This window comes from Drouetiella sp. (genome assembly GCF_059504425.1).
The window spans coordinates 1-26544 of record NZ_JCACIN010000060.1; the positions used below are offsets into that span (position 1 = coordinate 1).

General features: G+C 51.5%; 25 protein-coding genes. 15 read left to right on the plus strand and 10 right to left on the minus strand.

Features of this window, described 5'->3' with window-relative positions; all coding sequences use genetic code 11:
* Positions 1 to 338 precede the first annotated feature (338 nt).
* The 6 genes from AC5JMP_RS14615 (at position 339) to petE (ending at position 3807) form a co-directional block, all read left to right on the plus strand.
* A complete protein-coding gene (locus AC5JMP_RS14615; protein WP_495852219.1) occupies positions 339 to 842 on the plus strand; it encodes a DNA-processing protein DprA in 504 nt (167 codons plus the stop codon).
* Between the two features lie 24 nt (positions 843 to 866).
* Positions 867 to 1289 (plus strand): MAPEG family protein, encoded by a 423-nt coding sequence (locus AC5JMP_RS14620; RefSeq protein ID WP_495852220.1) that lies wholly within the window; start codon positions 867 to 869, stop codon positions 1287 to 1289.
* Positions 1290 to 1379: 90 nt separating this feature from the next.
* A complete protein-coding gene (locus AC5JMP_RS14625) occupies positions 1380 to 1871 on the plus strand; it encodes a YajQ family cyclic di-GMP-binding protein (RefSeq protein WP_495852221.1) in 492 nt (163 codons plus the stop codon).
* Between the two features lie 441 nt (positions 1872 to 2312).
* Positions 2313 to 2804: a photosystem II cytochrome c-550 gene (gene psbV / locus AC5JMP_RS14630; RefSeq protein WP_495852222.1), complete on the plus strand. Its 492-nt coding sequence runs from the start codon at positions 2313 to 2315 to the stop codon at positions 2802 to 2804.
* Positions 2805 to 2823: 19 nt separating this feature from the next.
* Entirely contained in the window at positions 2824 to 3348 is a 525-nt protein-coding gene (gene psbV2, locus AC5JMP_RS14635; protein ID WP_495852252.1) for a photosystem II cytochrome PsbV2, read from the plus strand.
* Positions 3349 to 3423: 75 nt separating this feature from the next.
* Positions 3424 to 3807: a plastocyanin gene (gene petE, locus AC5JMP_RS14640; RefSeq protein WP_495852223.1), complete on the plus strand. Its 384-nt coding sequence runs from the start codon at positions 3424 to 3426 to the stop codon at positions 3805 to 3807.
* A gap of 200 nt (positions 3808 to 4007) precedes the next feature.
* Here petE and AC5JMP_RS14645 read toward each other — a convergent pair whose 3' ends face one another.
* A complete protein-coding gene (locus AC5JMP_RS14645) occupies positions 4008 to 4166 on the minus strand; it encodes a hypothetical protein (RefSeq protein ID WP_495852224.1) in 159 nt (52 codons plus the stop codon).
* Positions 4167 to 4274: 108 nt separating this feature from the next.
* On the opposite strand from AC5JMP_RS14645, the gene AC5JMP_RS14650 reads away from it, so the two are divergent.
* Together AC5JMP_RS14650 and wecB are read left to right on the plus strand one after the other, a co-directional pair.
* Complete coding sequence (locus AC5JMP_RS14650) at positions 4275 to 7064, plus strand: M16 family metallopeptidase (protein ID WP_495852253.1); 2790 nt, start codon at positions 4275 to 4277, stop codon at positions 7062 to 7064.
* Between the two features lie 458 nt (positions 7065 to 7522).
* Positions 7523 to 8638, plus strand: coding sequence for a non-hydrolyzing UDP-N-acetylglucosamine 2-epimerase (wecB, locus tag AC5JMP_RS14655; RefSeq protein WP_495852225.1), 1116 nt, complete (start codon positions 7523 to 7525; stop codon positions 8636 to 8638).
* A 58-nt stretch (positions 8639 to 8696) separates the two neighbouring features.
* On the opposite strand, the gene AC5JMP_RS14660 is transcribed toward wecB, so the two are convergent.
* Entirely contained in the window at positions 8697 to 8972 is a 276-nt protein-coding gene (locus tag AC5JMP_RS14660; RefSeq protein WP_495852226.1) for a DUF7219 family protein, read from the minus strand.
* Positions 8973 to 9370: 398 nt separating this feature from the next.
* Here AC5JMP_RS14660 and AC5JMP_RS14665 point away from each other — a divergent pair, with 398 nt between their 5' ends.
* Together AC5JMP_RS14665 and AC5JMP_RS14670 are read left to right on the plus strand one after the other, a co-directional pair.
* Entirely contained in the window at positions 9371 to 10396 is a 1026-nt protein-coding gene (locus AC5JMP_RS14665; RefSeq protein ID WP_495852227.1) for a glycosyltransferase family 2 protein, read from the plus strand.
* Positions 10397 to 10786: 390 nt separating this feature from the next.
* Positions 10787 to 12541: an alpha/beta hydrolase gene (locus AC5JMP_RS14670; protein ID WP_495852228.1), complete on the plus strand. Its 1755-nt coding sequence runs from the start codon at positions 10787 to 10789 to the stop codon at positions 12539 to 12541.
* A gap of 159 nt (positions 12542 to 12700) precedes the next feature.
* Here the strand turns inward: AC5JMP_RS14670 and AC5JMP_RS14675 are convergent, their stop codons facing one another.
* A complete protein-coding gene (locus tag AC5JMP_RS14675; RefSeq protein WP_495852229.1) occupies positions 12701 to 13930 on the minus strand; it encodes an RNA polymerase sigma factor in 1230 nt (409 codons plus the stop codon).
* 38 nt (positions 13931 to 13968) lie between these two features.
* Positions 13969 to 14322, minus strand: coding sequence for a YciI family protein (locus AC5JMP_RS14680; protein WP_495852230.1), 354 nt, complete (start codon positions 14320 to 14322; stop codon positions 13969 to 13971).
* Positions 14323 to 14595: 273 nt separating this feature from the next.
* Here AC5JMP_RS14680 and AC5JMP_RS14685 point away from each other — a divergent pair, with 273 nt between their 5' ends.
* Both AC5JMP_RS14685 and AC5JMP_RS14690 read left to right on the plus strand, forming a co-directional pair.
* A complete protein-coding gene (locus AC5JMP_RS14685; RefSeq protein WP_495852231.1) occupies positions 14596 to 15051 on the plus strand; it encodes an NfeD family protein in 456 nt (151 codons plus the stop codon).
* Between the two features lie 143 nt (positions 15052 to 15194).
* Positions 15195 to 16061: an SPFH domain-containing protein gene (locus AC5JMP_RS14690; protein ID WP_495852232.1), complete on the plus strand. Its 867-nt coding sequence runs from the start codon at positions 15195 to 15197 to the stop codon at positions 16059 to 16061.
* A 23-nt stretch (positions 16062 to 16084) separates the two neighbouring features.
* Here AC5JMP_RS14690 and folP read toward each other — a convergent pair whose 3' ends face one another.
* Positions 16085 to 16984 (minus strand): dihydropteroate synthase, encoded by a 900-nt coding sequence (gene folP / locus AC5JMP_RS14695; RefSeq protein ID WP_495852233.1) that lies wholly within the window; start codon positions 16982 to 16984, stop codon positions 16085 to 16087.
* Positions 16985 to 16998: 14 nt separating this feature from the next.
* Positions 16999 to 17370, minus strand: a complete 372-nt coding sequence (locus tag AC5JMP_RS14700; RefSeq protein ID WP_495852254.1) for an FxLYD domain-containing protein — start codon at positions 17368 to 17370, stop codon at positions 16999 to 17001.
* 280 nt (positions 17371 to 17650) lie between these two features.
* On the opposite strand from AC5JMP_RS14700, the gene AC5JMP_RS14705 reads away from it, so the two are divergent.
* Entirely contained in the window at positions 17651 to 18016 is a 366-nt protein-coding gene (locus AC5JMP_RS14705; protein ID WP_495852234.1) for a VOC family protein, read from the plus strand.
* Positions 18017 to 18250: 234 nt separating this feature from the next.
* On the opposite strand, the gene AC5JMP_RS14710 is transcribed toward AC5JMP_RS14705, so the two are convergent.
* From AC5JMP_RS14710 to AC5JMP_RS14720, 3 genes are all read right to left on the minus strand, one after another.
* Positions 18251 to 18451 carry a hypothetical protein gene (locus AC5JMP_RS14710; RefSeq protein WP_495852235.1) on the minus strand — a complete coding sequence of 67 codons (201 nt, stop codon included), beginning with the start codon at positions 18449 to 18451 and terminating at the stop codon, positions 18251 to 18253.
* Positions 18452 to 18588: 137 nt separating this feature from the next.
* Complete coding sequence (locus AC5JMP_RS14715; RefSeq protein WP_495852236.1) at positions 18589 to 21543, minus strand: glycerol-3-phosphate acyltransferase; 2955 nt, start codon at positions 21541 to 21543, stop codon at positions 18589 to 18591.
* 187 nt (positions 21544 to 21730) lie between these two features.
* Positions 21731 to 23101 (minus strand): aminopeptidase P family protein, encoded by a 1371-nt coding sequence (locus AC5JMP_RS14720; RefSeq protein WP_495852237.1) that lies wholly within the window; start codon positions 23099 to 23101, stop codon positions 21731 to 21733.
* A 402-nt stretch (positions 23102 to 23503) separates the two neighbouring features.
* Between AC5JMP_RS14720 and AC5JMP_RS14725 the strand changes: the two genes are divergently transcribed.
* Complete coding sequence (locus tag AC5JMP_RS14725) at positions 23504 to 23773, plus strand: hypothetical protein (protein ID WP_495852238.1); 270 nt, start codon at positions 23504 to 23506, stop codon at positions 23771 to 23773.
* A 106-nt stretch (positions 23774 to 23879) separates the two neighbouring features.
* On the opposite strand, the gene nei is transcribed toward AC5JMP_RS14725, so the two are convergent.
* Positions 23880 to 24704 carry an endonuclease VIII gene (gene nei / locus AC5JMP_RS14730; protein WP_495852239.1) on the minus strand — a complete coding sequence of 275 codons (825 nt, stop codon included), beginning with the start codon at positions 24702 to 24704 and terminating at the stop codon, positions 23880 to 23882.
* 108 nt (positions 24705 to 24812) lie between these two features.
* Here nei and AC5JMP_RS14735 point away from each other — a divergent pair, with 108 nt between their 5' ends.
* Positions 24813 to 26471 (plus strand): hypothetical protein, encoded by a 1659-nt coding sequence (locus AC5JMP_RS14735; RefSeq protein WP_495852240.1) that lies wholly within the window; start codon positions 24813 to 24815, stop codon positions 26469 to 26471.
* The last annotated feature ends 73 nt before the right edge of the window (positions 26472 to 26544 follow it).

Here is a 26544-nt window from a genome sequence, read left to right on the forward strand (position 1 = left end):
TTTTGTGGCGCGCGGAGCGCGCCACAAAACCCTAAAAGCTGGATTTCAAAAGCGCAGAGAGTCTTTGAAATCCAGCTTTTGAGAAAAATTAGGAGGACTTTGCAATTCACTGATTTTTGAAAGTACAGCTATCACCAGCTTGCTTAGGACATATTTGGTGGGGTATCGAAGCGCCCTACCAAACATGTCTCTGTTCTGATTGCCTTAGCGGTTGCTGTAGAGTTTCAGCTCAGAGGAAGGGACGAAAAGCGGTCGTGCTGCCATCAATCCTGAACAAAGCCCTTGACCGCGATCTCCCACCCGACTAAAATATCTGGGTCGTTCCTGGAATAGGGTCTTTGAGTCAATCCATTGATCTGCCTAAAGTAGATGATTTTTTACAGGAATTAGCAGCGATCCAGCAAATTGGATCGAAGCGGATTGCCATATTGGGGTCGCGTCATGTACCGATTACACATCAGCATCTGATTGAGCTAATGACCTATGCCCTTGTGCTAGTGGGCAACCAGATCATTACCTCTGGTGCAACAGGCACAAATTCAGCGGCGATTCGAGGAGCCATGCGGGCAGATCCCAATCTGCTAACGGTGATTTTGCCCCAGAGCATGGAACGTCAGCCGCGTGAGTCTCGCGAGCAGCTAGAGCAAGTGATCCACTTGGTTCAAAGCCCGGAGAATGATCATTTGTCTTTGGGAGAAGCTAGCGCCCTTTGCAATCAGGAAATTATTTCCCGCTGTCAGCAGTTAATTTGCTTTGCGTTTCACGATAGCCAAATTTTGCTGAAAACCTGTAGCGATGCAGAAGATCAACGGAAAGTGGTGACGCTGTTTTACTTTGATTAAGCCTTGTAATTGAGTACAAAAAATATGGCGTTTCTGCAACAGCTCTCGGTGTCAGGCACGCTGCTCTACTGTGTCGTGGCGGCAGCAGCCTTAATTTATTTTCCGTTCCTAGTCGTGGGATATGGCAGGGTTAAGGTCGGGTATGATACATCTGCTCCACGGGCTTTGTTTGATAAGCTGCCTGCCTTTGCTCAGCGGGCAACTTGGGCGCACGAGAACTCATTCGAGTCTTTTGTGCTGTTTACTGCGGCGGCGCTAATGGCATACGTAACGCAGGTGAGTTCGCCTCTGGCGGCTCAGGCGGCGATCGCCTATGTCATCGCGCGTTTCCTCTACTCGCTGTTCTACATACTTAATGTGCCTCTGGGGCGATCGCTCATGTTTGCAGTTGGCTCCACTACCATTGGGACGCTGATGATTCTTAGCTTGGCGCAGGTCAGCCCCTAAGTCAGCTAGGGTTTAAGTAGGCTAAGTTCTAAGTAGGCTAGAGTACAAGTGAGCTAGAGTTTAAAGGCTCCACGGAATGTAATGTGACCTATGGCTTCCAACTTCTCCTTTGATGTCGTCAGTGACTTCGATCGGCAGGAACTCGTTAATGCGGTCGATCAGACGGTTCGTGAGATCATCGCCCGCTATGACCTGAAGGACACCAAAACCACGGTGGAACTAGGGGCAGATGAGATCGTTGTCAATACGGACAGCGAGTTTACGCTAGATGCGATCAATACGATCCTGCAAACCAAAGCGGCAAAACGCAGCCTTTCGCTGAAGATTTTTGACTATGGCAAGATTGAATCGGCCAGCGGCAATCGAGTTCGGCAAGAAATTAAGCTGCGTAAAGGCATTAGCTCAGAAATCGCTAAGCAAATCTCTAAGCTGATCCGCGACGAATTTAAGAAAGTCCAGGGTTCTATTCAGGGCGATGCGGTTCGGGTTTCAGCGAAGTCTAAAGACGACCTACAGCTCGTGATGCAGCGCCTAAAGCAGGAAGATTACCCTCTAGCGCTGCAATTTACGAACTATCGATAAGCCAAATTATCGATAGGCTATGGCATCCCAAACTCACCGTTTTTTGAAGTTCATACGGTTCAGAAACTGAGCGCTGACAGCAGTAGAACAACTTGTAACGACTCTACACAATGTTCTAATGACTAGCCCGCTTGATTTAACCTCTGGAACCCAAAACCTGCTTGGGAAAGCGTCCATTCAGTGGCATGATATTGAATGAGAACCGCTCAATCTTGATTAATCTATGCCTAAGCTTTTTCAGCTTTGTCAACTGTCCTGATCTCATACATATTCTGTACTTTGGGTTTTGTGGGACTGACCTCACGCAAAGCATTTTGTGGCGATCGGCTCTCATTTGGCTTCAGGCTTACAGCGGATCAGGCTTATAGCAGATTAGACCTCAGCAGATTGAGCTTCGCTGTGTTGAATTCCCGATAATTGAGGACGCTTTCAAGGAGAACCATGTTTAAGAAATACATCTGGCTTATTGCGGTCACTCTATTCTTTACATTTCAGGGCTTTGTGGGCGGAGCGATCGCCACTGAACTAGATGAAGCAACCCGGACAGTGCCGTTAAACGACACGGGCGAGAACGTTGTCTTGAGCCTGAAACAGGTGTCTCAGGGCAAGCGCATGTTTAACTACGCCTGCGGTCAGTGTCATGTGGGCGGTGTGACTAAAACCGATCCCAACATTGGTCTTGATCCCGAAACGCTGGCGCTGGCATCTCCCGCCCGCAACACCGTTGACTCGCTAGTGGACTACATGAAGAATCCGACCACCTATGACGGTCTGGATTCGATCGCCGAGCTGCATCCCAGCACCCAAAGCACCGATATTTTTCCTAAGATGAGAAATCTGACGGAAGATGATTTGGTGGCGATCGCAGGACATATCCTACTTCAACCCAAAGTGGTGGGCGAGAAGTGGGGTGGCGGCAAAATCTACTACTAAACTCCTTCCTATGGTTCTGATGCTTCGTCGATCGTTCTCTAAGATTGTGCCTTTTAGGATTGTGCCTTTTAGGATTCTGATGGCGATCTTGATGATCTGTGGCAGTCTAGCTGTCGGCAACTCATACGCTCAAGCAGGTGCAATAGATGCCTATGTCTTGAGATATCTGGATGCGGCAGACCCTGTGGAGCTGGCGATCGACGAGACTCGGAGAACCCAGCTATTTTCTGCGGCGCAGCTCTCTGAAGGGAAGCGGCTGTTTGGAGAAAGCTGCACGAACTGTCATGTGGGCGGTGCAACGTTACCTGATCCGACTCAGCCGCTCTCACTGAGCGCATTGCAAGGGGCGATGCCGCCTCGCGACACGGTTAGGAGTCTGATCGCTTTTTTGCGGCAGCCCATGACCTACGATGGCAGTGAAGAATCGTTTGGGTGTCGGCAGATCCCCGAAAGCTGGATGTCGCAGGAAAAAGTAGAGAACTTAGCTGCCTTTATTTTGAGGGCAGCCCAGAAAGCTCCCGGCTGGGGGACTTCTTCCTTTTGACATGCCATGAATGATCGCATTCAAGCTAAAATTTTATTAGAGAAAGAATTCTGCTTAAGTCTCCTGAGGTGTTTCATGAAGCTGATTACGAAGGTTTCCCAGAGTTTGAGTCTCGCCCTTTGCGCAATCGCGCTGGTCGTCGGCAGTTTTTTCTTGGCGGTTTCTCCCGCCTCTGCTGATACCGTCACGGTTAAGATGGGCGCTGACAACGGCATGTTGGCATTCCAACCTGCTAACGTCACCATTAAAGCGGGTGATACCGTCAAATGGGTGAACAACAAACTCCCCCCCCACAACATTGTGTTTGCTGACAAAGCGATCGCCAACAAGTCTCACGACCAGATGATGTTTTCACCTGGTGAGTCTTACGAAGTGACCTTTGACACTGCGGGTACATTTGACTACTACTGTGCGCCTCACCGGGGTGCAGGCATGGCGGGCAAAATTACCGTTCAGTAGTTGAATCGTGATGCTGTACCGTGATTGAGTTAAAACAGTTAATTGATATATTTTGGCTGGAGTGACTCCCTGAGATGGGTTTTGCTCCAGCTTTTTTAATTCACACTCCTACCCATTCAAATTAGACTTTTTGCAGATTAAAGTTTTGGGATTAGGTTTAGTGGGGGCGCAGCTCCCACTAAACCTAATTTGCAAGAGGTCTATTGATGAGGCGGCGAGTGGTTTTCGAGAGCCGCGCGGAGTGCGGCTCTCGAAAACCACTCGCCCTGTTTGGGTCTTAAATTGGTATCAGATTCAGCAATGCTTAATGAGTAGGTAAGCAGCGATCGCCGATTGTCCTCCATCCTCACTGCATCCATAGGACAATTGCGATTTTTTTGCTTAAATTAAATAAACAGCAGCATTTAGACCGCGATCGCTACACCACACCTGGTTTCCTCAAAATTCTGCCCAATATATTTCTACCTATGGCTGTTTTAACGCTCAAGCTTCGTCCCTATTTACTGGTAGGGCTGTTCTTCAGTTTCTTCCTGGGTATCGTTATTTTTTCCTCAAATCCGACCATTGCATCAACGGCTGCTTCAACCGCAACGCCACCGTCCACTGCGTCTCTGACGGAAGGATCTCAGAAGACAGTGTTAGATAACGGTCTGATTGTCTTGACCAAAGAGATTCATACGGCTCCGGTAGTGAGTGTGCAGATCTGGTATCGAGTCGGATCACGCAACGAGCCTGCTGGACAAAACGGCATTTCTCATCAGCTTGAGCACCTGATGTTTAAGGGAACGCGCGATCGCCCAATTCAGTTTGGTCGCTTTTTTAGCGCTTTGGGCAGTCAGTCGAATGCCTTTACCAGCTATGACGAGACGGCGTATTTTGGCACGGTAGAAAGCAATAAGCTGGAAGCGCTGCTAACTCTGGAAGCCGATCGCATGAAAAATTCTCTGATGGATGCAGAGCAGCTTGCGAGCGAAAAAAAGGTGGTAATTTCGGAGTTGCAGGGCTATGAAAATAATCCGGGCTATCGATTGAGTAAGGCAGTGATGCGAACTGTGTTTCCCGATCGTGCCTATGGATTGCCTGTGGGCGGTACTAAGTCGGACGTGGAGAAATTTACCGCAGAACAGGTACAGGCTTATTACAAGACTTATTACAGCCCCGATAATGCCACGCTGATCATTACAGGTGATTTTGACACCCAGGCGACGCTAGATAAAGTGCGCGAATTCTATGGGTCGATTCCTCAGCAGTCGGCAGCTCGTAGTGAGGTTCTGCCTAGTGCAGCGGCGATGTCTACTCCGGTACAGTCGTCACCCATTGTGTTGAAACAGCCAGGAAGTGCGGCGCTCTTGCAGGCTGCCTATCCCCTCCCCAACATTACCCATCCAGATGTCCCGGCGATCGACCTGATGGACATGATCCTCACGGGCGGACGCAGTTCTCGCCTCTATCAGGCGCTTGTAGAGACAGGGCTGGCTACAGGTTTAGGGGCTTATGCGGCAGAAATGATTGAGCCAGGTTGGTACAATATGTCGGCAACGGCAGCTCCAGGTAAAGACATTGCAGAAGTCGATCGCGTGTTGCTGAAAGCTTTGACAGAGTTACGTGAGAAGGGCGTGACGGAAGAAGAGCTAGAGCGGGCCAAAACCCAGCTCAAGACTTCTTTTGTGTTGAACAATCAGGACATTTCGAGTCAGGCGAGTCAGCTTGCCTATAACCAGACGGTGACAGGGGATTATTTGTATAGCGATCGCTATCTGGCGGCGATCGCCAAGGTCACTCCCGCAGAAGTGCAGCAGGTCGCCAAGGTCTATCTGGAGCCAAGCAAACGCACCGTGGGCTACTTTGAGCCGACGACTGCTGACGGTCAGCCGGGTGCTAGCAGTGGCTCTACTCGCGCAGTCGAAAGCTTTAATCCGGGCGCACCCGTAGATCCGGCAGAAGTTGCTCGGTATTTGCCTCCCATTAAACCTATTGCCAACGCCAATTCTCAGCCGCTGCCGATGCAGTTTAAGCTAGAGAACGGTTTGCGGGTGTTGCTCCTACCTGATGCTGGAACGCCAATGATTAACCTCAACGGTTGGCTAGATGCAGGATTGAGTTTTGATACCGCCGACAAAGCCGGACTGGCTAGCCTGACCGCCGATAATTTGATGAATGGGACGCGATCGAAAGACGCACTGACTTTAGCGAAAACCCTGGAAAATGAGGGGGCAAGTTTGGGCTTTACCGCCCGTCGTGAGGGCGTGAACTTTAGCGGCTATGCCTTGCCAGAAAGTCTGCCAACTCTAATCCAAACCCTGGCAGATGTGGTGCAGAATGCCGTCTTTCCCGCCGATCAGCTGGAGCTAACTCGGCAGCGATCGCTGACTCGCCTCAAGGTAGAGCTAGATGATCCGCAACAGCTGGGCTGGCGCGTCTTCCGGCAGGCGGTTTATCCAGAGAACCATCCCTATCGATCGTTTGCCACCCCTTTGACGCTGACGAATATTGCTCAGGCAGATGTAGCTGGCTTTTATCAAAAGCACTATCGTCCGGACAACACGATCCTGTCCTTGGTCGGCAGTTTTGATCCCGATCAGGTCAAGACGCTGTTGACTGAGGCTTTTGGCACCTGGAAGGCGCAGGGCGACAAGCCTCAGCTGTCTTTCCCGCAAGTGTCTTTGCCCCAGTCTACGAGTGAGCTAACCCCCGTGATTCCCGGCAAGACCGAAGCCGTGACCTACATGGGCTACTATGGCGGCATCGATCGCCAGGACTCCCGGTTCTATGCGGCTTTGTTGCTCAACCAGATTTTGGGTGGCGATACGCTGTCGAGTCGGCTGGGCACAGAGATCCGCGATCGCCAGGGTTTGACCTACGGCATCTACAGCTTCTTTCAGGCAGGATTGCAGCCTGGGCCATTTGCCATCTCCATGCAGACGGCTCCTGAAGATGCGTCCAAGGCAATTGACAGCACGATCGCCTTGCTGAAGCAAATGCGTGAGAAGGGCATCACCCAGGATGAGTTAGATACGGCGAAGCGATCGCTGATCAGCAGCTATTCTGTAGATTTAGCTGATCCGAGCAATCTCTCTTCCTCAATTCTGGACAATGATGTTCTGGGGCTGACCCTGGAGGAGATTCGTCAATACCCTGAAAAGCTGAATGCGGTCACCCCGGCACAGGTACAGCAGGTGATTACTGATCTGATTCATCCTGATAGTCTCGTGATCGTGACTGCGGGACCAGGCAACGGCACCCCGACGGGAGGCTAGTTTTCACCTGCCAGCGTTTGGAGCAGGTTTCAAACACTCGTTTGCTGGGAATTATAGCTGTCGCCAGTTTGATTAGGATCGTGGATTAAATAACCTGTACAGCAGATCGGTTTGCGCTTGATTAGGTATGGGTTATTTTTGTAGAAGCCGCGCTCCGCGCGGCTTCTACAAAAATAACTGTGTTTTATGCAATTGAAAATTGCTGTAAATGTCCCCGTTCTCATACGCCTTGGCGGTTGCTACATAGCGCCACGCGCTTAGATCCAACGAGTTATTTTTTGAGAGCTGCGCTCCGCGCAGCTCTCAAAAAATAACTCGTCCTAACTCAATTACGTAATGCCATACCGACCCAGATGCCCACACTACAGATTTTTGCAGCTTAAGCAGGATCGCTCTACGCATATTCCCCCTTATTCCGTAAAATTTTGCAAGATGTGATTTTTTAAGGGCGTATCCCAGTGGTGAAACCTCCGATCCGAGTTTGCATTATTTTGGGCACCCGTCCCGAAGCCATTAAGATGGCTCCTGTGATTCAGCAGTTTCGCCAAGATCCTGCTTTTGAAACTCAGGTGGTGCTGACCGGACAGCATCAGGAAATGGTCGCACAGGTGATGGACTTGTTCGACCTGAAAGCCGATCATGACCTTGCAATTATGCAGCATGGGCAGACCCTCACCGATATTACCTGCCGCAGTTTACGCGGGCTAGAGGATTTATTTAAACAGCTTCAGCCGCAAATTGTTTTAGTTCAGGGTGACACCACAACGGCATTTGCTGCGGCGATCGCCGCCTTTTACCAAAAGATTCCTGTGGGTCACGTTGAGGCAGGACTCCGTACAGACGACATTTATAACCCTTACCCCGAAGAGGCCAATCGCCGCCTAATCTCCCAGGTAACGCACCTGCACTTTGCCCCAACTTCTCTCTCAGTCGAGCATCTAGAGCGATCGGGAGTCGTCGGCAAAATTTACAACACGGGCAACACCGTCATTGATGCCTTGCTTTCCGTGGCAGCTCGACAGCTCGATTGCCCCATTCCTGGCTTGGATTGGCAAAATTATCGCGTCATTCTCTCAACCGTACATCGCCGGGAAAACTGGGGTACACCGCTAAAAGACATTGCCCAAGGCTTCCTTAAGATCCTGGATACATTCTCAGATACGGCTCTGCTGCTGCCTATGCACCGCAATCCGACTGTGCGAGAGCCACTGCAAGCAATTTTGGGCAATCATCCCAGGGTTTTCTTGACTGAACCGCTGGACTACGGACGTTTAGTGAGCGCCATGCAGCGCTGCTATCTGTTGCTCACAGATTCTGGAGGTTTACAGGAAGAAGCTCCCAGTCTGGGAAAGCCTGTGCTGGTGCTGCGAGAAACCACTGAGCGACCCGAAGCTGTGATGGCGGGTACCGCGAAGCTGGTGGGCACAGATCCAGAAATTATTTTCAGAGAGGCGGCAAGTCTACTCAGTAGCCCAGAGGCATACGCGGTCATGGCTAATGTCTCAAACCCCTTTGGCGATGGTCACGCGGCTCAAAACATTGCCAAAATTGTTAAGGCGCACTTTCAGATCTAGGACAGATCTAGGAATCCACAGGAGGAAGAACCTACCCTGTGAAGAACTTCTAAGTAGACTATTCTTCAGGCGGCAACTCTGGCGGTTCGGGCTTAGAGACATCTAGCAGCTCTTTCTTAGACCGCTTGAGCTGTTTCCACATATCTTTAATTTGGTCATATGCATCTTCGGAAGAGATGCGTCCCCCTGTCTCTAAGCTACAGAGAAGGGATACTCGCTGAGCAAACTCCTGGAGATTGGCATTGAATGTCAATTTCTCCGGCGTGAAGTCGCCGTGGTAGTTGCTTCTAGGGAATAGAAACTGATCTTTAACTTTGTCTTTATCGTCTGTCACAGCTATTTGTCCATTTAACTAAGGTAGAATCGACCACCTTGACACTATATTCTGACCTAACAGAATTAGAAAGTTCTATTCCTCTAGGTCTACTAAAGCCATAATTTTTCTTAAACAAAGGCAATTGCCTCTCGCTATCCTTCACCTCTACCAATGTAGATGTCGCCTGTAGGGGCTTGGCATTGCTAACCCCTTACAGCAGATCGGTTGTACGGGTTATTTAATCCACGATCCTTAGAACATTTAGGGTGGGGCGCTTCGCGCCCCACCCTAAATGTCTCCGTTCTAACCGCCTTGGCGGTTGCCATAAAACAGGATCTTGATGAGTTCAGGCAATGGATGGGCAAACTGGTGACAGCCATCCTTAAGTCTCACTTGCCCTATCTGCCGCCCGATTTATGTCTCATGCTTCTGAGCCTTGTTCGCTGCCCAGCCTTTCGCCCTCGGTGCCGATAGTGTCTGTGATTATCCCAATCTACAACGGAGCCGCAGACCTGCCCGATTTATTAGACTGTTTGCAGCATCAAACTTATTCAAGCGATCGCGTTGAGTATTTGTTGGTCGATAACGGGAGCAGCGATCGAACGGCGGCAATGATCCAGGCGGCTCAAAACTCCAGCCCACCTCAGTTTACGCTTTGTTACCTGAGTGAAACGGCGATTCAAAGTTCCTATGCTGCCCGCAATACAGGCATCCGGGCGGCAAAAGGCAGCATTCTGGCTTTTACCGATGCGGATTGTCGTCCCCAGCCTCAGTGGTTGTCGCGTCTTGTAGAGCCGTTTGCTGACCCGCAGGTGGGACTTGTTGCAGGTGAAATTACGGCACTGCCTGGAAATTCTCTGCTAGAGCGCTATGCCGATCGCCATGAAACCCTTTCCCAAAAACATACGCTGGCTCATAGCTTTTGCCCCTACGGACAAACTGCCAACTTAGCCCTGCGTCGTCAGATTCTAGAGCAAGTTGGGCTATTTCGTCCCTACCTGACCACAGGAGGCGATGCCGATCTGTGCTGGCGGATCTTGCGGCAAACCCCCTGGCGGATGCAGCTTGCCGCCAATGCTACCGTACAGCATCGCCATCGTGCCACGATCGCTGAACTCCGCAGCCAGTGGCAGCGCTATGGGCGCTCAAACCGCTACCTGCATCAGCTTCATGGGGTGAGCCTGAGTCCAGAAACGACTTGGCGAGACTACCTCTATCGGATTAGCCGCTGGCTGCTGAAGGAAATTCCTCAAGCGATCGCGGGAGGAAACTCTCAAGGTTTAGACGCGATCGCTGATACGCCTCTAGATCTGCTGTGTCATCAAGCCCGTGACCAGGGTCAGCGCTATGCCTTCCTGCCCAAGGATGCCGCGGAAATAGCTTGGCTCACATCTCATCCTACCGAAATCTGTTCACAAGCTGCATCTGCCGTTAACTTGTAGAAGTAGAGCCAGAAGTTTCACCTGAACTTCTTACAACCATGCTGGGACTAATAATTATGATGGAGTGATATCCCCTTAACACTCTAGGGAAATATTATGGAAACGTTGTTTGAGTTCGCCATAATCCATCTCATTGCACCAGATTAGGTCGTGGTATTTAGGTAAGGACTACCCCAGATTGAACCAGTTAAGCCCCCTTACTAAAGTGCAAACGCTAAACTTCCGCGATCGACCTACGATCGACTTGTGCTGACCCCTTTCGCTGTGCCCCTTTCCAAAGTGCCCGTGAATTTTCTCTGCCCCTTCCCACTTCTCCCTGCTCTAGCTTCCCTTGCTTCCGAGTCAATGCCTTTTAAGCCAATATTCAGAGGCTTTTGGCTGAGCCTGTGCATGGTGTGTCTAGCCCTGAGTATGGGGTGCGCTCCGGCTCTAGCAGCAGAACAGCTTTTGGTACAGTTTGGCCCGATTCAGCAGACGGTAGCGATCGCCGACCTAGAGCGTTTCGCCAAAACGGGGGAGGTGCCCTCTAGTCTCAGTCTTTATGCGCCGCTGCTAACTTCAGAGGTGCGTCAGGCGCTCAGCAGCCGACTTCAGCTAGAACCCAATGTAGGAGACAAGCTAGTCGAAGATTTGCTGCATTCTTCGGCAGGAGAGCGGTTTTTGAACACCCTGCAAGCCGCCATACCCCATACGGCAACCCCCGAAATCAAGGCGGCGCTCTCTCAGGCAGCCTTGCGACCGGAAGGGATGAGCCTCTTAGGCGTGTTTCAATCGTTTTCCTCAAAAGTTGTGACGATCGATGCGACTTCGGCGATCGCCATGGTTTCGCAGATGAACCTGCCCGCATGGCAGAGCCAAACCCTCAGCGCCGTGATGGATCGAGAGCTGACGGTCGCCACCAAGCCGCTGAATCTGCCCTTTGACCCAACGCAGACAGGGCCTTACTGGGTTTGGAAGCAATCTCTAACGCTGCGAGACTATGAACGCGATCGCACGATTCCCCTAGATCTCTACTGGAGCCGCCACACCCAAGGACCGCTCGTGGTCATCTCCCACGGATTTGGAGCCGATCGCCGCTTTTTGGGCTATTTGGCGCATCACCTAGCCTCCTATGGCTTGACGGTCGTGGCGTTAGAACATCCGGCTAGTAACGTGACATGGCTAACTAGCGCTAGCCTAGATCGACCCAACAACATTCTGCCTGCCAGTGAGTTTGTCGATCGTCCTAAAGATGTCAGCTTTGTGCTGGATCGGCTGAGTCGGCTCGATCGCTTCTCGGATATGCTCCGCGACAAGTTCAACACGAAGCAGGTGGCGCTGATTGGACACTCGCTGGGAGGCTATACGGCTCTGGCTCTGGCGGGGGCACCCCTCAGCCTTAAGTCTCTGCGTCAGTTTTGTGATGACCCCAACCCGATGACATTTTCACCCGCCGATTTGCTTCAGTGCAATGCGGCCGATTTGCCTAACGATGTGGTGAAGCTGAAGGATGAGCGGATTGTTGAGGCGATCGTCCTTAATCCCATTATTGGGCGGCTATTTAATGAAGCAAGCTTGGCTCAAGTCACAATTCCTCTGCTGATGTTAGCCGCAACCGAAGATGCGATTACTCCCGCCGTTAGCCAACAGTTTCTGCCTTTCACCAAGCTCAAACACAAAAAGCTGCTGCTGACGGCGATCGGTGCCAGTCACCTGAGCGTAGGCGATCCGACTAACCTCAATCGGGCGCTAACCCAGAGCATTTTCGTGCGGGAGCGACCCGATCAGCAGACAGAGGCTTTACGAGAGCTGCTAAAGGGGCTGAGTCTTGCCTTCGTACAGCAAATGACTCCTCAAGCCAGCCGCTATGCTTCCTTTTTGACTCCCAGCTATGCTCAGTCGTTTTCTACCGCAGATCTAAAGCTACGGCTTAATTCTGATTTGCCGCCCAACTTCTCAAATTGGCTAAAGATGGCGGCGCTGCCCATGGAACAGTTCGTATCGACCACATTAACCAGGCGTTCTACAGAGCAAAGCTGCGATCGCAGCCTTGACTGCCTATGGAATCCGTTGCCTCTAGTCATGTTCATTCTGCCTGGGGGGCTACCCCTGGCCGCCAAGCAATTCTTGAAGCTCAACAAACGCCGGAGAAGGAAGTCCCGATAGAATTGGCTGTTCACGTCACTGAACGAGCCTATCTGAGCGGTTATGGCAACCGCTAAGGCGGTTAGGACGAGGGTATTTATGGTGGGTGCTTCGCACCCCACCATAAATACCCCAAGCAAACTGGCGACAGTTATATCTGAGTCAGGATCTGAATCTGAGTCAAGATGATCTGAGCAAAGACTGTTTGATCAAGAATTGGCGTACCTGCTTGTCCTCACTGAGACCAATTGCACGAATATAAGCTGCCTGCGACTCTTGAGAGTTCCCTAGTTCCGCTAAAAGATGGGCACGGACAGCCCAATAGGGTTGATAGGTAATAGCCGCCTGCTCAAGAGCGATCGAGTCTAGAACAGCGAGTCCAGAGGCACTGCCGTAGACTTGGGCGGTGGCAGCAGCTTGACCTACGATCGCCCCCAAGGTAGGAGCTAAGCGTACCAGAGCTTCATAGAGAAGGGCGATTGCCTCCCAGTGGGTTTGTCCAGTTACAGCCCGTTGAGCATGGACAGACTGAATCGCCGCTTCGAGCTGAAATCGCCCAAGCGACTTGGATAGACTCGCGATCGCCAACTCTTGCTCGGCTGCCTCAACCATAGAACTGTTCCAAAGCAAGACATCCTGCTCTGAGAGCGGAATATAGTTCCCTTCGGGCGATCGACGGGCTTTGCGCCTTGCCTCACAATGCAACAGCAGTGCTAAAAGTCCCCGCGCTTCAGCTTCCTCTGGCATCAGATGAACCAGAACATTTGCTAGCCAAATTGCTTCATTCGAGAGATTTCTGCGCCGAGGGTCGGCACCTGACACCTCTTCCCAGGCTGTGCCATAGGCGGCATAAATTGCCTCCATGACTGCGCCCAGCCGCGTCGGGAGTTCACTTAACTCTGGCACCTCAAAAGCAATGCCCGCATCCCGAATTTTAGCCTTAGCCCTTACTAGCCGCTGACCCATGGTTTTGGGGGCAACCAAGAAAGCGGAAGCAATCCGAGCCGCATCCAGTCCCAAAACGGTCTGCAACATCAGAGGTGTATGCGCTGCGGCATCGATCGCTGGATGGGCACAGATAAATAGCAGCTTTAACCGTTCATCTGGAAAGGTGCCTAACTGCGATATCTCCTGCGCTTCTTTGGCGATGATCCGTAGCGTCGATAAGGAATCGGTACGCACCTTTGCCGCGCGGCTGCCATCAATTAGTTTGTGCCGCGCGGCTGTCAGCAGCCAAGCTTCTGGCTTTTGCGGCACCCCGTTACGAGTCCAGGTTTCGAGGGCAGCCACGAAAGCCTCTGAAAGCGCATCTTCAGCCTCAGCTAAATTGTGCGATCGAGAGGAAAGATAGGCAACGAGGCGACCGTAGGAGGCGCGCGCCACAGATTCAACTGTTTGAAATGCATCCATCGCCTCGTTTGCCTTCACGATCTCTCCTCAAATCAGCCCTAACTCATCACCAGTACAGGTCTAATTTCGACTGAGCCATCTGCTGCCGCAGGACAGCGTGCTGCCCAATCTAGCGCCGTATCCAGATCAGCCACTTCGATAATGAAGTAGCCGCCAAGCTGCTCTTTAGTATCGGCATAAGGGCCATCCTGGATACTGGGTTTCCCGTCTCGTAGCCGCAGCGTCGTCCCCGCATGGGGAGGCTGTAGCCCATTGCCGCTGACCATCACACCAGACTCTTTGAGCGCCTGAGCGTAAGCTGCCCAAGCTCCCCAGTAGGCTGAGCTTTTCTGTTCGTCAGTACGTGCACTAAAGGCGGCATCATCTTCGTAGTTCATGATCATGTACTGCATCGTCATCCTCCACATGTTTTTGGGTTTGTATGGAAGCACGGATTAATTCTGCGCTTAATACTATGACGATCGAGTAGCAGTCATTTCGACAGGCGAAGATAAAGTTTGCAAACAGATTAACGGCTGCCTTAAAAATTCCTGAACAAATCTCGCCTTTTCTTCAGTTAAATTGGAGACAGACGAATTTCTGAACTCACTGTCTGTCGGTCAACCTTATCTGTCGGCAAAACGGGTAAAATTTCCTATCTATAAAATAACGGGTGAAAAGCTGCCGTGGAGACTCAAGCCTTAGCGTTATCTAATATTCATATTCTCTGGTTAGTCGGCGGTTTTATATTTTTAGGACTGGGTTTGGTGATTGGAGAACCCGTGGCAGCGGCGTTGGGGCTTGCTGCCATTATTACTGCGATCGCCGCTCTTTCGGTTCCCTCCATTTTGATGCAGCTCTTGATTTGGGGAATTTTGTCGATCGCCCTATCGGTCGTGCTGCGGGGTATGGTTCCCAAAAAATCTAAGGATCTGCGCGGAAATATTGATGCGATCGTCTCTGAAACCATTCCCAAAGGCGGCTTGGGCGTAGTCTCCTATGAAGGGGCAATTTGGAAAGCCCGCTGCCAAATTTCTGATATTACGGTTACGCCGGGACAAACAGTGCAGGTAGTCGGTCGGCAGGGCAACACGCTGCTCGTCATGCCCACCACTTTTGCCGACGAACCTACAGATAGCTAGTTTGCTAATAGCTAGTTTGCTAATAGCTAGTTTGCTAATTCACAGGATTGTTAAGATTGAGTGTTCCCGATTTTGTGGGAACGACTATATTGAAGCAGCCGCTCTAATCTCTCCTTACTGCCTCGGCAGGAGAACAATAAAATATGGAGTCACTTGTTTGGGGATTTGTCTTTGTTTTGACTATTTTGGGTGGAACCGTGGGTTCGACTCGACGCATCACAGAAGGCAACGAAGCGCTGGTCGAGCGTCTGGGTCGATATCATCGTAAACTCACGCCTGGCTTAAATTTTGGCATCATTCCATTTGTGGATGAAGTGGTGACAGAAGCCTCGACCCGTGAACAAATGCTGGATACACCTGCCAGTGGCGCAACCACCAGAGACAACGTTAGGGTCGATGTGGATGCCATTGTCTTTTGGCGGATTCTAGAGCTGCAACAGGCTTATTATGAGATCCAAGACATTGAGGAAGCCCTCAAAAACCTGGTGATTACCACCCTGCGCGCCGAAGTGGGTGAGATGGATTTGGAGGACACAAATTCGGCAAGAACTCGGATTACCCGCGCGCTTCTGGAGAGCCTAGATGAGGCTACAGAGCCTTGGGGTGTGAAGGTTATTCGAGTCGAGATTCAAGATATTAAGCCCCCCAAGAGTGTGCAGGATTCTCTTGAGAAAGAACGTGCGGCAGAAAGTGAGCGCCGTGCTGTAGTCCTGCGAGCAGAAGGTGAACGCAAAGCCTCGATCGAACAAGCTAGCGCGATCGCTGACTCCCTAAAGTTAATCAAGGAAGCCCTTCCAGAAGGGGCAAATTCGGCAGAGATTCTCCGCTATTTAGTGGCTCAAAGATATGTAGAAGCCAACTTTGAGCTGAGCAAGAGCGACAATGCTAAGGTGGTGTTCATGAATCCGCGAGACTTGACAGAGAGCATGTCAGAGCTAATTTCTGATGCTGGACGTGACTCTTCCAAAGGGAGAGATTCTGGCAGTTCCAATCGCCCTTCCGATAACTAAGCTGCCGATCAAGGTGTTGCCTGTTACAGATCGATTGGTCGCCAAATCGCATCCGCCATTTTGCAAACATCTCGCATCGGTGCAACATCGTGAACCCGCAGGATATCTGCGGAGAACGCGATTGCTGCACTGCAAGCCGCTGCCGTTCCCCAGACGCGCTGCATTGGGTTGGGTTGATCTAATATCCGCCCAATGAAGCTTTTACGGGATACCCCTACCAAAATCGGGCAACCCAGCGATCGCAGCTGGGGCAGCTTCCTCAGGATCTCCAGGTTTTGCTCACAGGTTTTGGCAAAGCCAACGCCGGGATCGAGAATAATTTGATCGGACGCGATGCCAGCCGCTACCGCTGCATCGACTCGACGGGCTAAAAACTCGTAGATTTCTGCCATCAGATCGGCATAGTCGGTCAACTGCTGCATCGTTTTGGGTGTGCCCCGGATATGCATCAGGGCGATCGGCACCTTTAGCTCCGAGACGATCGGCAGCATCTCAGGGTCGTAGGTAGCTGCTGAGATATCGTTGACAATATCGGCTCCAGCCTCAATAGCGGCTTTGGCTACGGCTGCGCGAGTGGTGTCTACCGAGATGATTGCGTCTTGATTCTCAGCGATACGCAATGCCTGAACCACGGGCACCACGCGGTTTAGCTCCTCTGACAGCGACACTGTATCAGCTTGAGGACGGGTAGACTGCCCGCCAACGTCTAGAATGTGGGCACCCTCTTTGACTAGGCGCTGCGCCTGTTTCACCGCGGCTTCCAGCGTGTTGAACTGTCCGCCATCGCTGAAGCTGTCTGGCGTGACGTTGAGAACGCCCATCAGATAAGTTTGCTTTCCCCAGTCAAAAGCCTGACCTCTTAACTTCCAGGGTTGAAGCGCTGAGCTATCTAAATTCGACCCATTAGGCAAGCCTGAAATCATATAGCCTTCACCTTCTAGCGGCGAACTTTTCCGGTGAAGCCAGCCGCCTTGAACTGTTCCAATTTCAATGGCGTGGGCTGATTGATGGGGACACTAATGCGCAAATCAAAATCGCTAGTGCCGGGAGGAACTTCTTCGATCGCCCCTAGCCGAGTGCGATTCTCCATAATCGAATTGCCGTTTGCGTCATAAATCCGCCCGAAAATATCCGCATTCAGCACAGGCTTGCCCGACTTATTTTCGGCTTTGCCTGTGACAATAAAACAGTTAGCCGCCATGCTAGTACCTGGCGTGATCGCGCCTTCGGCGAGTTCGGGCGGACAGTCGTGATAGGAAACATCAAAGAGCCGGATTTGGGTCAGCGCTAGAGCTGGGGGGGCAATCATCCAGCTACAAAGCCATAGACTGCAAGCGATCGCTAGGGTTAGAACTCGAAACCGGATGGGGTGGGGCATTGGCGTTCTCTAATGGCTCTTTTGGCGATCGGTTGCTAAAAGCAAGGATTCCGCAAATCTTGAGAGGGGTTTACTACCCTCAGCTTACCGTGATCAGCTTACCGTAAAACGAGAGATTATTTTTTGAGGGCAAGGCTCAGCGCCGCACCCGAAAACCGCTAACAGCCTAGAATAGAAGAAGTAGAGCAGAACGTTTTCACGTTTCAAAGGTATGCAACTCAAGCGCATTGGTCATGTGGCAATCTGTGTGAAAGATCTGGAACAAGCTGCCCAGTTCTATCAAAATTTGGGCATGGCTTTGGTTTGGAAAGATGCTGACTGGGCATATTTGAAAGCTGGAGAAGACGGTTTAGCCTTGCTGAGTCCGCAGTACGCCCAGGCAGGTCCGCACTTTGGCTTTGTGTTTGACGATCGCGCTGAGGTAGAAGCCGCTTACGATCGCCTCAAGTCAGAAGGGGTTCACCTGACAGAAATTCATGAACATCGAGATGGAACCGCCTCCTTCTACGGACGCGATTTGGATAATAACTGGTTTGAGTACCTCTATGAACCTGTTGCGATCGCCAGCGCTGTCTAATTTTTTTGCTGTTTATAGCAATCGCCAAGGTGGTTAGGATGGGGACATTTTTGGTTGAGCGTAACGCTCAACCAAAAATGTCCTAAGCAAACTGGCGGCAGCTATATGACTCTAATAGACTGTGGCAACAGCCAGTAAAAAAGGCAGAGCCAATGGCTCTGCCTGTACACAAGGTTGAAACTAAATCTACGTAAGGTACATTTTATACCTTCATCAGCAATGTATTGTATTTTTCTAGATTGCCTGACGAGACACAAATTTCTCGAAATCAGCCTGAGTTTTGTGGAGAAGCTGTTCCCGGCTGTCAGCAGTTTTCGTCAAAGTTGGAACCAGATTGCGCGCCTGTAAAGCCATGTGAAGCTGGAGGTGAGCGACATAATCGCTCAGGTCTTCACGAACTGAAGCATTGGGTAGGGGTTGAAGGTTAGCGATCAAAGTGTTATCCCTCTTTCCAGGACTCTGTGATGTAAAGCAACGGTATTGAACTTAACATATCTAAGTTTGCCCCTATTTCGTTTCGCAATGAAGTGTAACTTTTGAAAGATGCGAGATTGTGTGAATCTCCCGCCCCTCTAGAGCAAAATTTCTACGATGCCCTGCTGCCCGTCTAAACGCACCCGCTGTCCATCCTGTAGGCGCTGGGTGGCATGGGCAATGTTCATGACCGCCGGGATGCCATACTCCCGCGCAACGATCGCCCCATGGGACAACTGTCCGCCCACTTCGGTAATTAATCCCCCGGCTTGAGCCAGTAAGGGTGCCCAACCTGAGTCGGCATAGGGAATCACCAGAATGATGTCTCGACTCACCTCTGGATAGGTTTGCAGACTTTGCAGAATCACGACCTGCCCTTCTACCAGTCCAGGACTCGCCCCAATGCCGTGAAGCTGTCGGCTCGACTCAGCCAAGACGATCGGTCGGCTATCTTCGCTTAGCCTTGGCGGATCGTTGCCATAAACCAGCAGAGGGGGTGTCAACTGGCGATCGCTCTGAAGCTGCGATCGCCGTACTTCAATTCGCTGACCCATCTGCTGTTTCAATTCTGGGTCGGGTGCCAAAATCCACTGCTCTACTTCGGCAAACTTCAGGAAAAAGATGTCTCCGGTCTGCGTCAGCCAGCCTGTTGCTAATCCCTGCTGCTCTAGCGCCAAAAAGCTCCAGCGCAGTTCTGCCAACAGCTTGCTGTAGAGGGCAGTAACCTGTCCTTTTAGGTCTAGCCGTTTCTGCACCTGACGCTGCTTCCATCCCGACGCGGTAGTTGGCTTCACAACTGGACGGGTGGGATTGAGTAAGAGCTGGGTGAACAGGGCTTTCGCCGCGCCTGGATCTTCTTTCCAGTTAGGCACGGCAATATCGGTGGCGACATCGCTGAGGTAGCCGTAGTCTGACAAAAAGCGATCGAACTCCTGCAATACCGCCTGTCCCTGGGAGGTTTCTGCCAGATGTGCACATAGGGTGTCAGGAGAGAGATGATCCAAGCTAGGCACCGTTGCACGGGCTGCATTGGCTAAAGACTGAAGCGATCGCATGGAGGCAACTTCGGGCGTTTGGCTATTGTCTAGCGAAACTTCTGGCACAGAAAACATTGCCCGACGCAGGGCGGCGCTGAGGGGAGCCAGAATGCTGTAGTAAGTGGCGCGTTGCAGCAGCACTAGAATTTGCTCAATGCGCTGGAGCAGTTCTGCGGCAGAGAGGCGATCGACTTTTTGCCCCTCCAACACTGCCCATCCTGGTTCAAAGGTCAGATCCCAGTCCTGGCTAAAATCCTGGCTGAGCCTCAACTCTCGTCTCAGGAGTCGCAGCAATCCGGGAGCGCTTTGCAGAGTCGATCGCAGAGGCGGCTTGCTAAATTTTGCTCCGCGCGTCAGAAACTCTAGACTCTCAGGCGGCAATCCCATCCGCAAAAATAGCTGACCTAGCAGAGAAGCATTAAAATAAGCGGCGGAATGGTGTAGCGTCGCGGTTTCGTTAAAGTCTAGCCCGACAGCGCGATCGCCCAGCACTAGGGTGAACAGATCGCCCCACGCGCCGCAGGTCAAAGGTCGGTTAATCGACCAGGTGAGCGGATGGATATAGCCTGGAATCACTTCGGCAGCAATTTTGCGTGTCCAGATCGGCAATAGCGTGGTAATCGGTCGAGATTGCAGCAGCCAAAGGTGCTGTCCATCATAGCTCCACTCAATATCTTGTGGAATGCCGTGATATTGCTTTTCAATATGCCGCGCCAAAAACGCCACTTGTTTGACCAATCGCGGCGGCAGATCGCCAGTTCCCTCTAGATCTAAATCAACCCAGTCGGGCATGAGCCAGCCTGGAAGCGGCGTGCCAGGATTCGATTCCGGCAAAGTATAGGCTTTACTATCGATTTCTTCCCGAATCCAAACCCGATACATCTCTGGCGTGACCTGTCCAGACACCACTTGAGTCGCCAGCCCTGGAAGACCTTCAACGACGACCGCATCTCCCTGACGGGCGATCGGATCGCGGCTAAACGCTACCCCAGAAAACACGCCCTGTACCTGAATTTGCACCACAACCGCCATGGCTCCCTCGGCAATGCCTCTGTCCTGACGGTAGCGGACGGCACTCTCGTCATTGTAGGAGGCATGACAGCGCAGAATCGCCTGTTCCAAAGCCGCCTGACTGGTGACATGCAGAATCGAGTCATATTGTCCGGCAGCAGAGGCAGTTTCTGAATCTTCGCCGATCGCCGAAGACCTGACCACCAGAGGAATTTCGGGGCTAGGATGCAGCATCTCAATCAAAGGAGCCGGATCGTCTCCGGGCGGAATCACCCAGCCGATCGGCACCGGATAGCCCCATCGCCGTAACTGCGATAAGTTAGCAGCTTTGTTACCCACCTTGGCGGCATCTAGAGTTCTATCGAGGGAAAGCAAGGCACGATCGCCCCGAAAAAATTGAAACATTTTACGCGAGTCACTGCTTGAGGTTTCTGGAGACAAATCTAGGTCATCGGGAATTCTTTGATAAATCGCAGCCATGAGCAAGCTGAGCAGCATTGTGGCAAAAATGCGATCGCTCTGATAGGGATGCAGCACTGCCACCACTATCGGCAGCAGCACCAAAACCCCCAACCGTCCTAATTGCCGCTCTCTCAGCAGCGTAAACCCGATGCCGCCCAGCAAAAATACCCAGCTTGCCACGAGCCAGTCATGCACCACAAAGCCCCAAACCACGTTGGTGGTGCCTGCACCTTTGCCAATGCCATAGCGTCCCATTACAAGCGCCATCAGCGCGACTAACTCCCAAACCGGGCTAGACGGGAAAAGGTACCGTGCTAGCAACACTGCCGCAATGCCCTTGAAAGCTTCTGACATTACCGCTAGAATGCCAGCCGTTTGCCCCCCATGATAAAAGGCGGCTGAAACGCTGAGGTTGCCTGTACCCAGTTGGGCTAACTTACGCTGGGTTAGGGCTTGGGTGATCCAAGCAATCAGCGGCAAGCCACCCAAAATAGGGCAGATGATGAGAATCAGAAGCGCACCCAAAATTGGCGGTAGTGTCATCAGCGATGTGAAGGAGGTGTTAATTTACTGTGGGATGCCCGTCTCACAAGATGATAATTAATTTCGTCCAACAGCGCACTTGAGCCACGGTAGACAGTATCCCTTAGAAGGTCATGATTTTTTGTGGCGTAGGCGAAGTCCTCAGCCAAGAAAAACCATAACGTTTGCAGCCTCGGATGACTCTAGCTCACGACACCCATTGCTCGATCGCCTGCATCTGAGTGGGCAAAGCCGCTGTCAGTATCTCATTGCCCGTTTCAGTAATCAGCAGATCATCCTCAATGCGGATGCCTCGCACGTCTGAGAACTGTGCCAGCCGATCCCAGTCCACCACCTGTCGATATTTCTCGCGGCGCTCTGGGTCGTTGAGCAAAGCCGGAACTTGATAAAATCCTGGCTCGATCGTCACCGCCATGCCTAACTGTAAGGGACGATTGAGCCGTAGATAGCCCAGACCAAAGCGATCGCTGCGCGTCCGACCTTCTGCGTAACCCGCCAAATCGCCCAAGTCTTCCATATCATGCACGTCCAAACCCAGCAAATGCCCAATACCGTGGGGAAAAAACAGGGCGTGAGCATCCTGCGCCACTAAATCTTCTGAATTGCCTTTGAGAATGCCCAGATCTACTAACCCTGCCGCCATGATGTCAGCTGCCAGCAAATGCAAGTCTTGATACTCTACGCCGGGACAGGCGGCTGCAATACAGCGGTCGTGAGCAGACAGCACTAGGCTGTAGATATCTCGCTGCGTCGGTGAAAACTTGCCAGACACAGGCCAGGTGCGCGTCACATCCGATGCCCAACCCGACTCAGCTTCGGCTCCCACATCTGCCAACAGCAAATCGTGGGGCTGGATGGCATTACTGTAGCGATCGCTGTGCAACACTTCTCCATGCACTGTCACAATGCTGCTGTAGGCGCAGGTCATCTGATTTGCCATAATTACCTGCTCCATTGCTGCCCGAATCTGCGCTTCTGTTTGCGCTCTGCGAGTCGCTGCCATCCCCGCCCGATGCGCGGCTACAGTCACCCTTGCCGCCTTGCGCATTTCGGCGATCGCCCCTTCATCGTGAATCAGCCGGAGATTGACGATCGCCTTTGCCAACGCTTGCGCTTGCGTGGATAAGTACTGTGACTGATCTAGCCGCGTCGCAGCATCCTGAACCGGAACCGTGGCGGCATCCGCGAGGTGAGCCTCAAGCTGAGACAGAGGATAGGCAGCATCTGCGCCGATTGCTTGGGCAATTTGGTCGCGCCGGGGTGTGTCGCCATGCCAGAGGATATGGGCTGGAGTCGGGTCATCCATAAATAGCGCCAGTCGTCCTGCCTCTAAATGAATGGCTGCGTTGTAGAGGGGCAATCCCGCAAAGTAGAGAAAGTGACTGTTGGCGCGATAGGGATAGACATTTGCCGGAAAGTTGCGGGCACTGCTGCGACCTGACCAGAGAACAACCGGAAAATCAATTTGCTGAGCTAAATTTCCCCTACGACAGCGCAGGGTTTCTGCAAGATGAGGAAGCGGATGAAGCTCAGATGCAAAACGAGATGAAGTCTGCATGAAGGAAGGTGAGGGAACAGCTCTCTACATCCTATCGGATAGCGAGAATTAGAAAACTAAGCGTGATGGCTATCACAAGAAATAGCGATCGCACTCACAATTTTATCCTATAAAAATCACATCTTCATAGCAGTAAGAGACTTCTTTCCTGATGAAGGTTTAAGCGATAGGTAATGTAATTTGTATCGGGTTAATCCCGTGTCAATGGCTTACGAAAACAATATCTACACTTATACATTCTTCATTCACCTACTCAGTTGCAAACTCTATACTCTAAACTGGTGTCAGATGGTATCTAAATTAGTTAAGCTCAGTTGCCCTACGGATTCCTTATGCCGATCTATGGGGAATGCGAATAGGCGCGATCGGTTGGCAAACTGTCAGACCGTAGGAGAATAGCTCATGGGACTTCCTATTCATCGGTCATCGTCTGACTCAACCCCTGAGACGGTTCTTGCCCAAGCTTCTAGCGTTCAGCCGATCGCTCAGCCGATCGCCCAACCTAGCGATATTTCTAACGGTATTTACTTGACCGCGTTAATTGTTGCGCTACCCGTATTTGCAGGATTAGGAGTTGTTATTCACAGAAAGCGCCGTGCTGCCCTGCTACGCCAAAGGATAGAAACCTTGGAGCGTATCTGGAGATTAAACTACCGTAAAACCACCTCTTAAATTTTTGATAGTCCTCAAGAGGTAATAATTTTTTGTGGTGTGGGCAAAGCCCACACCACAAAAAATTATTACCTAAATACCACTACCTAAGCATTTGACTGATCTTTTAAGCATTTGATTGGCAGGTGGGGCAGTAGTAGCATCGCCTGCCACCCAACTCCTCCCGCACGATCGCCATTCCACAGATGTAGCAAGGTTTTCCCTGCCGCCCAAACACATAGTGCCGATAGTCTCGACGGCGTTTTCCCTCGGCTTTGAGCTGCTGGGCAAGCTGCAAATTATTGGTGATGCCGTTGGACAAGTAGGACTGACGGGGTAGGGCGATCGCTGCCTTTGCCAGCGCCTCAATTTGAGTCGAGGTGCAATCTACCGGACGGTAAGAAGGGTGAACTTTGGCAACAAATAGCACTTCGCTCCGCAAGTAGTTCCCCAATCCGCATAGGAAATGCTGATCGAGCAGCAGCGTTACCAGTCGCCGCCGCTGGAAGGTTTTGTCTTGAAAGCGGGCAAGCACCTGCTCTAGCGTAGTGGCTTCATCCAATAGATCGAGTCCCAGCTTGCTTAAGAAAGGATGGAAGGCGATCGCCACCTCATCCAGCACCTCAATATCAGAGGCGCTATACAGCAGCGCCGATTTCTTGTCGGTGTGAATCGCTAGCCGCAGCTGCCGATTGGTCTGAGGATAGTCGTGCAGCTTGCGAATCATCCACACCCCATAGAGCTGATTGTGGCTGTAGATCGAAAGCTGATTATCAAATCGGGTGAGTAAAGCCTTGCCTCTGGGCTGCACCGAAAGCACCTCTCGACCTTGAAACGTCTGCTCGTAGGGCTTGAGATGCTCGAAGGCAAAAAATAGGCTGGTGATAGGCTGATGAACGATCGCCTTAGCAATTTTGTCTGCCGCACGCTTAATCTCAGGACCTTCTGGCATGGATAGGAATACTCACGGGACATTCGTTACAAAACTCAATTTACCCTGTCCTGAATCTTTTCAGCCAAACTTGAAGTGACCCATAGCCCCCCATACAGGTAAATTTCTATGCTCAAAGCCGTCACGCCTGATATGTTAGATGCCAAAACTCCGCCTGACGTGATTATTCAGGCAGAGGCGCGTCATCCCGAAACCGACCCGACGCTGGGTATTCCTGTTACCGTCGATCGCACAGGCACACCGCGCCATCGCTTAGTCACCCTCGGCGATTCTTTGACCCAAGGGTTTCAGAGTGGCGCTATTTTTAAGACAAATCTTTCCTATCCCAGCCTGATTGCCCAAGAGCTAGGCTGGCAAAATCAGTTTCGCTATCCCGCCTACAACAGTCCGGGAGATGGCTTGCCTCTTAATCTGGAAAGTCTGGCGCGATCGCTGGAGAGCCAATTTGGCGACAAAATAGACTGGTATGAGCTGCCTGGAGCGGCTTTCTTCGTCAATGGCTATCTCAACGATATCGAAAACTACTGGGAGCGGGGAGCTGGCTCAACTTTGCCTGACCCCAAAGGTGCAATTAATCATAATTTGGCAGTCTATGGCTGGGATTTGCGCAACACCCTATCGCGCAATGCCGATATTGCCCAAGCGGTACTTAAAGCTAATCCGCCACAAGATAGTTTAGGAGAACGAATTACTGACCCGATCGGGCAAATCACCTCTTACCACAACGAGCGAGCCACTTTACGAGTGCTAAATTCTGCCCGAAACGCTAGTGGAGCAGCTCTATCTCCCGTTCAGGCAGCGGCAGCACTAGGTGCAGAATCAGGTCAGGGAACAAGCGACGGTATTGAAACGCTGATTGTAATGATTGGTGCAAACAACGCTTTAGGAAGCATTCTCACCTTTAATGTTTCTTGGAGTGGTGATGATTATAGGGATCAAGATAAGAACAATAAGTATACAGTCTGGCGACCGATTCATTTCAAGGCGGAACTCGATCTTTTGGTTGCAGAAGTTAAGAAAGTTCAGGCACGCCATGTCATCTTTGCCACGGTGCCCCATGTGACGATCGCCCCCTACGCGCGAGGAGTCGATCGCAAAGTTCGTCCAGATTCTCGCTATTACCCTTTTTATACCTTGCCCTGGATCAGCGATCAGGCATTTGATGCTAATAATCCTAAAAAGTATCCTCGATTAACTGAGCAAGAGGCAAGGGCGATCGATAGTGCCATCGATCAGTACAATGAGGCGATCGTTGATGCTGTCAAAACGGCTCGGTTGCAGGGTAAAAATTGGTATCTGTTTGAGCTAAGCGGCTTGCTCGATCGGGTAGCATTTCGTCGCTACCTCACGCCTGGGTTAGAGGAGGCTCGTCCTTCCTGGTGGGATGCAGTCGGCGGCAAGTATGAACTACCCCCCGCTCTGCAAGCCTTAACTCCAGATCTAGATTCTCGCTTTTTCTCTTCTAGCGCCAAGGGGCGGACGCAGGGCGGCATTTTTGCCTTAGACGGCATTCATCCGACAACGGTGGGCTATGGAATTATGGCGCAGGAATTAATTAAAATCATGCAGCTTGCGGGCGTTAAATTCTATGGGTCAGACGGTCAGACAGAGCGCCAGGGCAACATTAAAATTGATTTCAATCGTCTGTTGCAGCTCGATACGCTGATTCAAAATCCGCCCCGGTCGATCGCCAATGATTTGAGCCTATTGCGCTGGCTGGATGAGACGTTCAATATCTTTGGTCGTCTGCTGCGATCGACCTTCTAGATCCGGCAGATCGCAAAACTCTAAAAGCTGGATTTCAAAGGCGCAGAGCGCCTTTGAAATCCAGCTTTTAGAG

Coding starts and splice junctions, on each gene's coding strand:
- AC5JMP_RS14620 (WP_495852220.1), top strand. CDS start 867: ATGGCGTTTCTGCAACAGCTCTCGGTGTCAGGCACGCTGCTCTACTGT.
- AC5JMP_RS14625 (WP_495852221.1), top strand. CDS start 1,380: ATGGCTTCCAACTTCTCCTTTGATGTCGTCAGTGACTTCGATCGGCAG.
- psbV (WP_495852222.1), top strand. CDS start 2,313: ATGTTTAAGAAATACATCTGGCTTATTGCGGTCACTCTATTCTTTACA.
- psbV2 (WP_495852252.1), top strand. CDS start 2,824: ATGCTTCGTCGATCGTTCTCTAAGATTGTGCCTTTTAGGATTGTGCCT.
- petE (WP_495852223.1), top strand. CDS start 3,424: ATGAAGCTGATTACGAAGGTTTCCCAGAGTTTGAGTCTCGCCCTTTGC.
- AC5JMP_RS14645 (WP_495852224.1), bottom strand. CDS start 4,166: ATGGATGCAGTGAGGATGGAGGACAATCGGCGATCGCTGCTTACCTAC.
- AC5JMP_RS14650 (WP_495852253.1), top strand. CDS start 4,275: ATGGCTGTTTTAACGCTCAAGCTTCGTCCCTATTTACTGGTAGGGCTG.
- AC5JMP_RS14665 (WP_495852227.1), top strand. CDS start 9,371: ATGTCTCATGCTTCTGAGCCTTGTTCGCTGCCCAGCCTTTCGCCCTCG.
- AC5JMP_RS14670 (WP_495852228.1), top strand. CDS start 10,787: ATGGTGTGTCTAGCCCTGAGTATGGGGTGCGCTCCGGCTCTAGCAGCA.
- AC5JMP_RS14675 (WP_495852229.1), bottom strand. CDS start 13,930: ATGGATGCATTTCAAACAGTTGAATCTGTGGCGCGCGCCTCCTACGGT.
- AC5JMP_RS14680 (WP_495852230.1), bottom strand. CDS start 14,322: ATGCAGTACATGATCATGAACTACGAAGATGATGCCGCCTTTAGTGCA.
- AC5JMP_RS14690 (WP_495852232.1), top strand. CDS start 15,195: ATGGAGTCACTTGTTTGGGGATTTGTCTTTGTTTTGACTATTTTGGGT.
- folP (WP_495852233.1), bottom strand. CDS start 16,984: ATGATTTCAGGCTTGCCTAATGGGTCGAATTTAGATAGCTCAGCGCTT.
- AC5JMP_RS14700 (WP_495852254.1), bottom strand. CDS start 17,370: ATGATTGCCCCCCCAGCTCTAGCGCTGACCCAAATCCGGCTCTTTGAT.
- AC5JMP_RS14705 (WP_495852234.1), top strand. CDS start 17,651: ATGCAACTCAAGCGCATTGGTCATGTGGCAATCTGTGTGAAAGATCTG.
- AC5JMP_RS14715 (WP_495852236.1), bottom strand. CDS start 21,543: ATGACACTACCGCCAATTTTGGGTGCGCTTCTGATTCTCATCATCTGC.
- AC5JMP_RS14720 (WP_495852237.1), bottom strand. CDS start 23,101: ATGCAGACTTCATCTCGTTTTGCATCTGAGCTTCATCCGCTTCCTCAT.
- AC5JMP_RS14725 (WP_495852238.1), top strand. CDS start 23,504: ATGGGACTTCCTATTCATCGGTCATCGTCTGACTCAACCCCTGAGACG.
- nei (WP_495852239.1), bottom strand. CDS start 24,704: ATGCCAGAAGGTCCTGAGATTAAGCGTGCGGCAGACAAAATTGCTAAG.
- AC5JMP_RS14735 (WP_495852240.1), top strand. CDS start 24,813: ATGCTCAAAGCCGTCACGCCTGATATGTTAGATGCCAAAACTCCGCCT.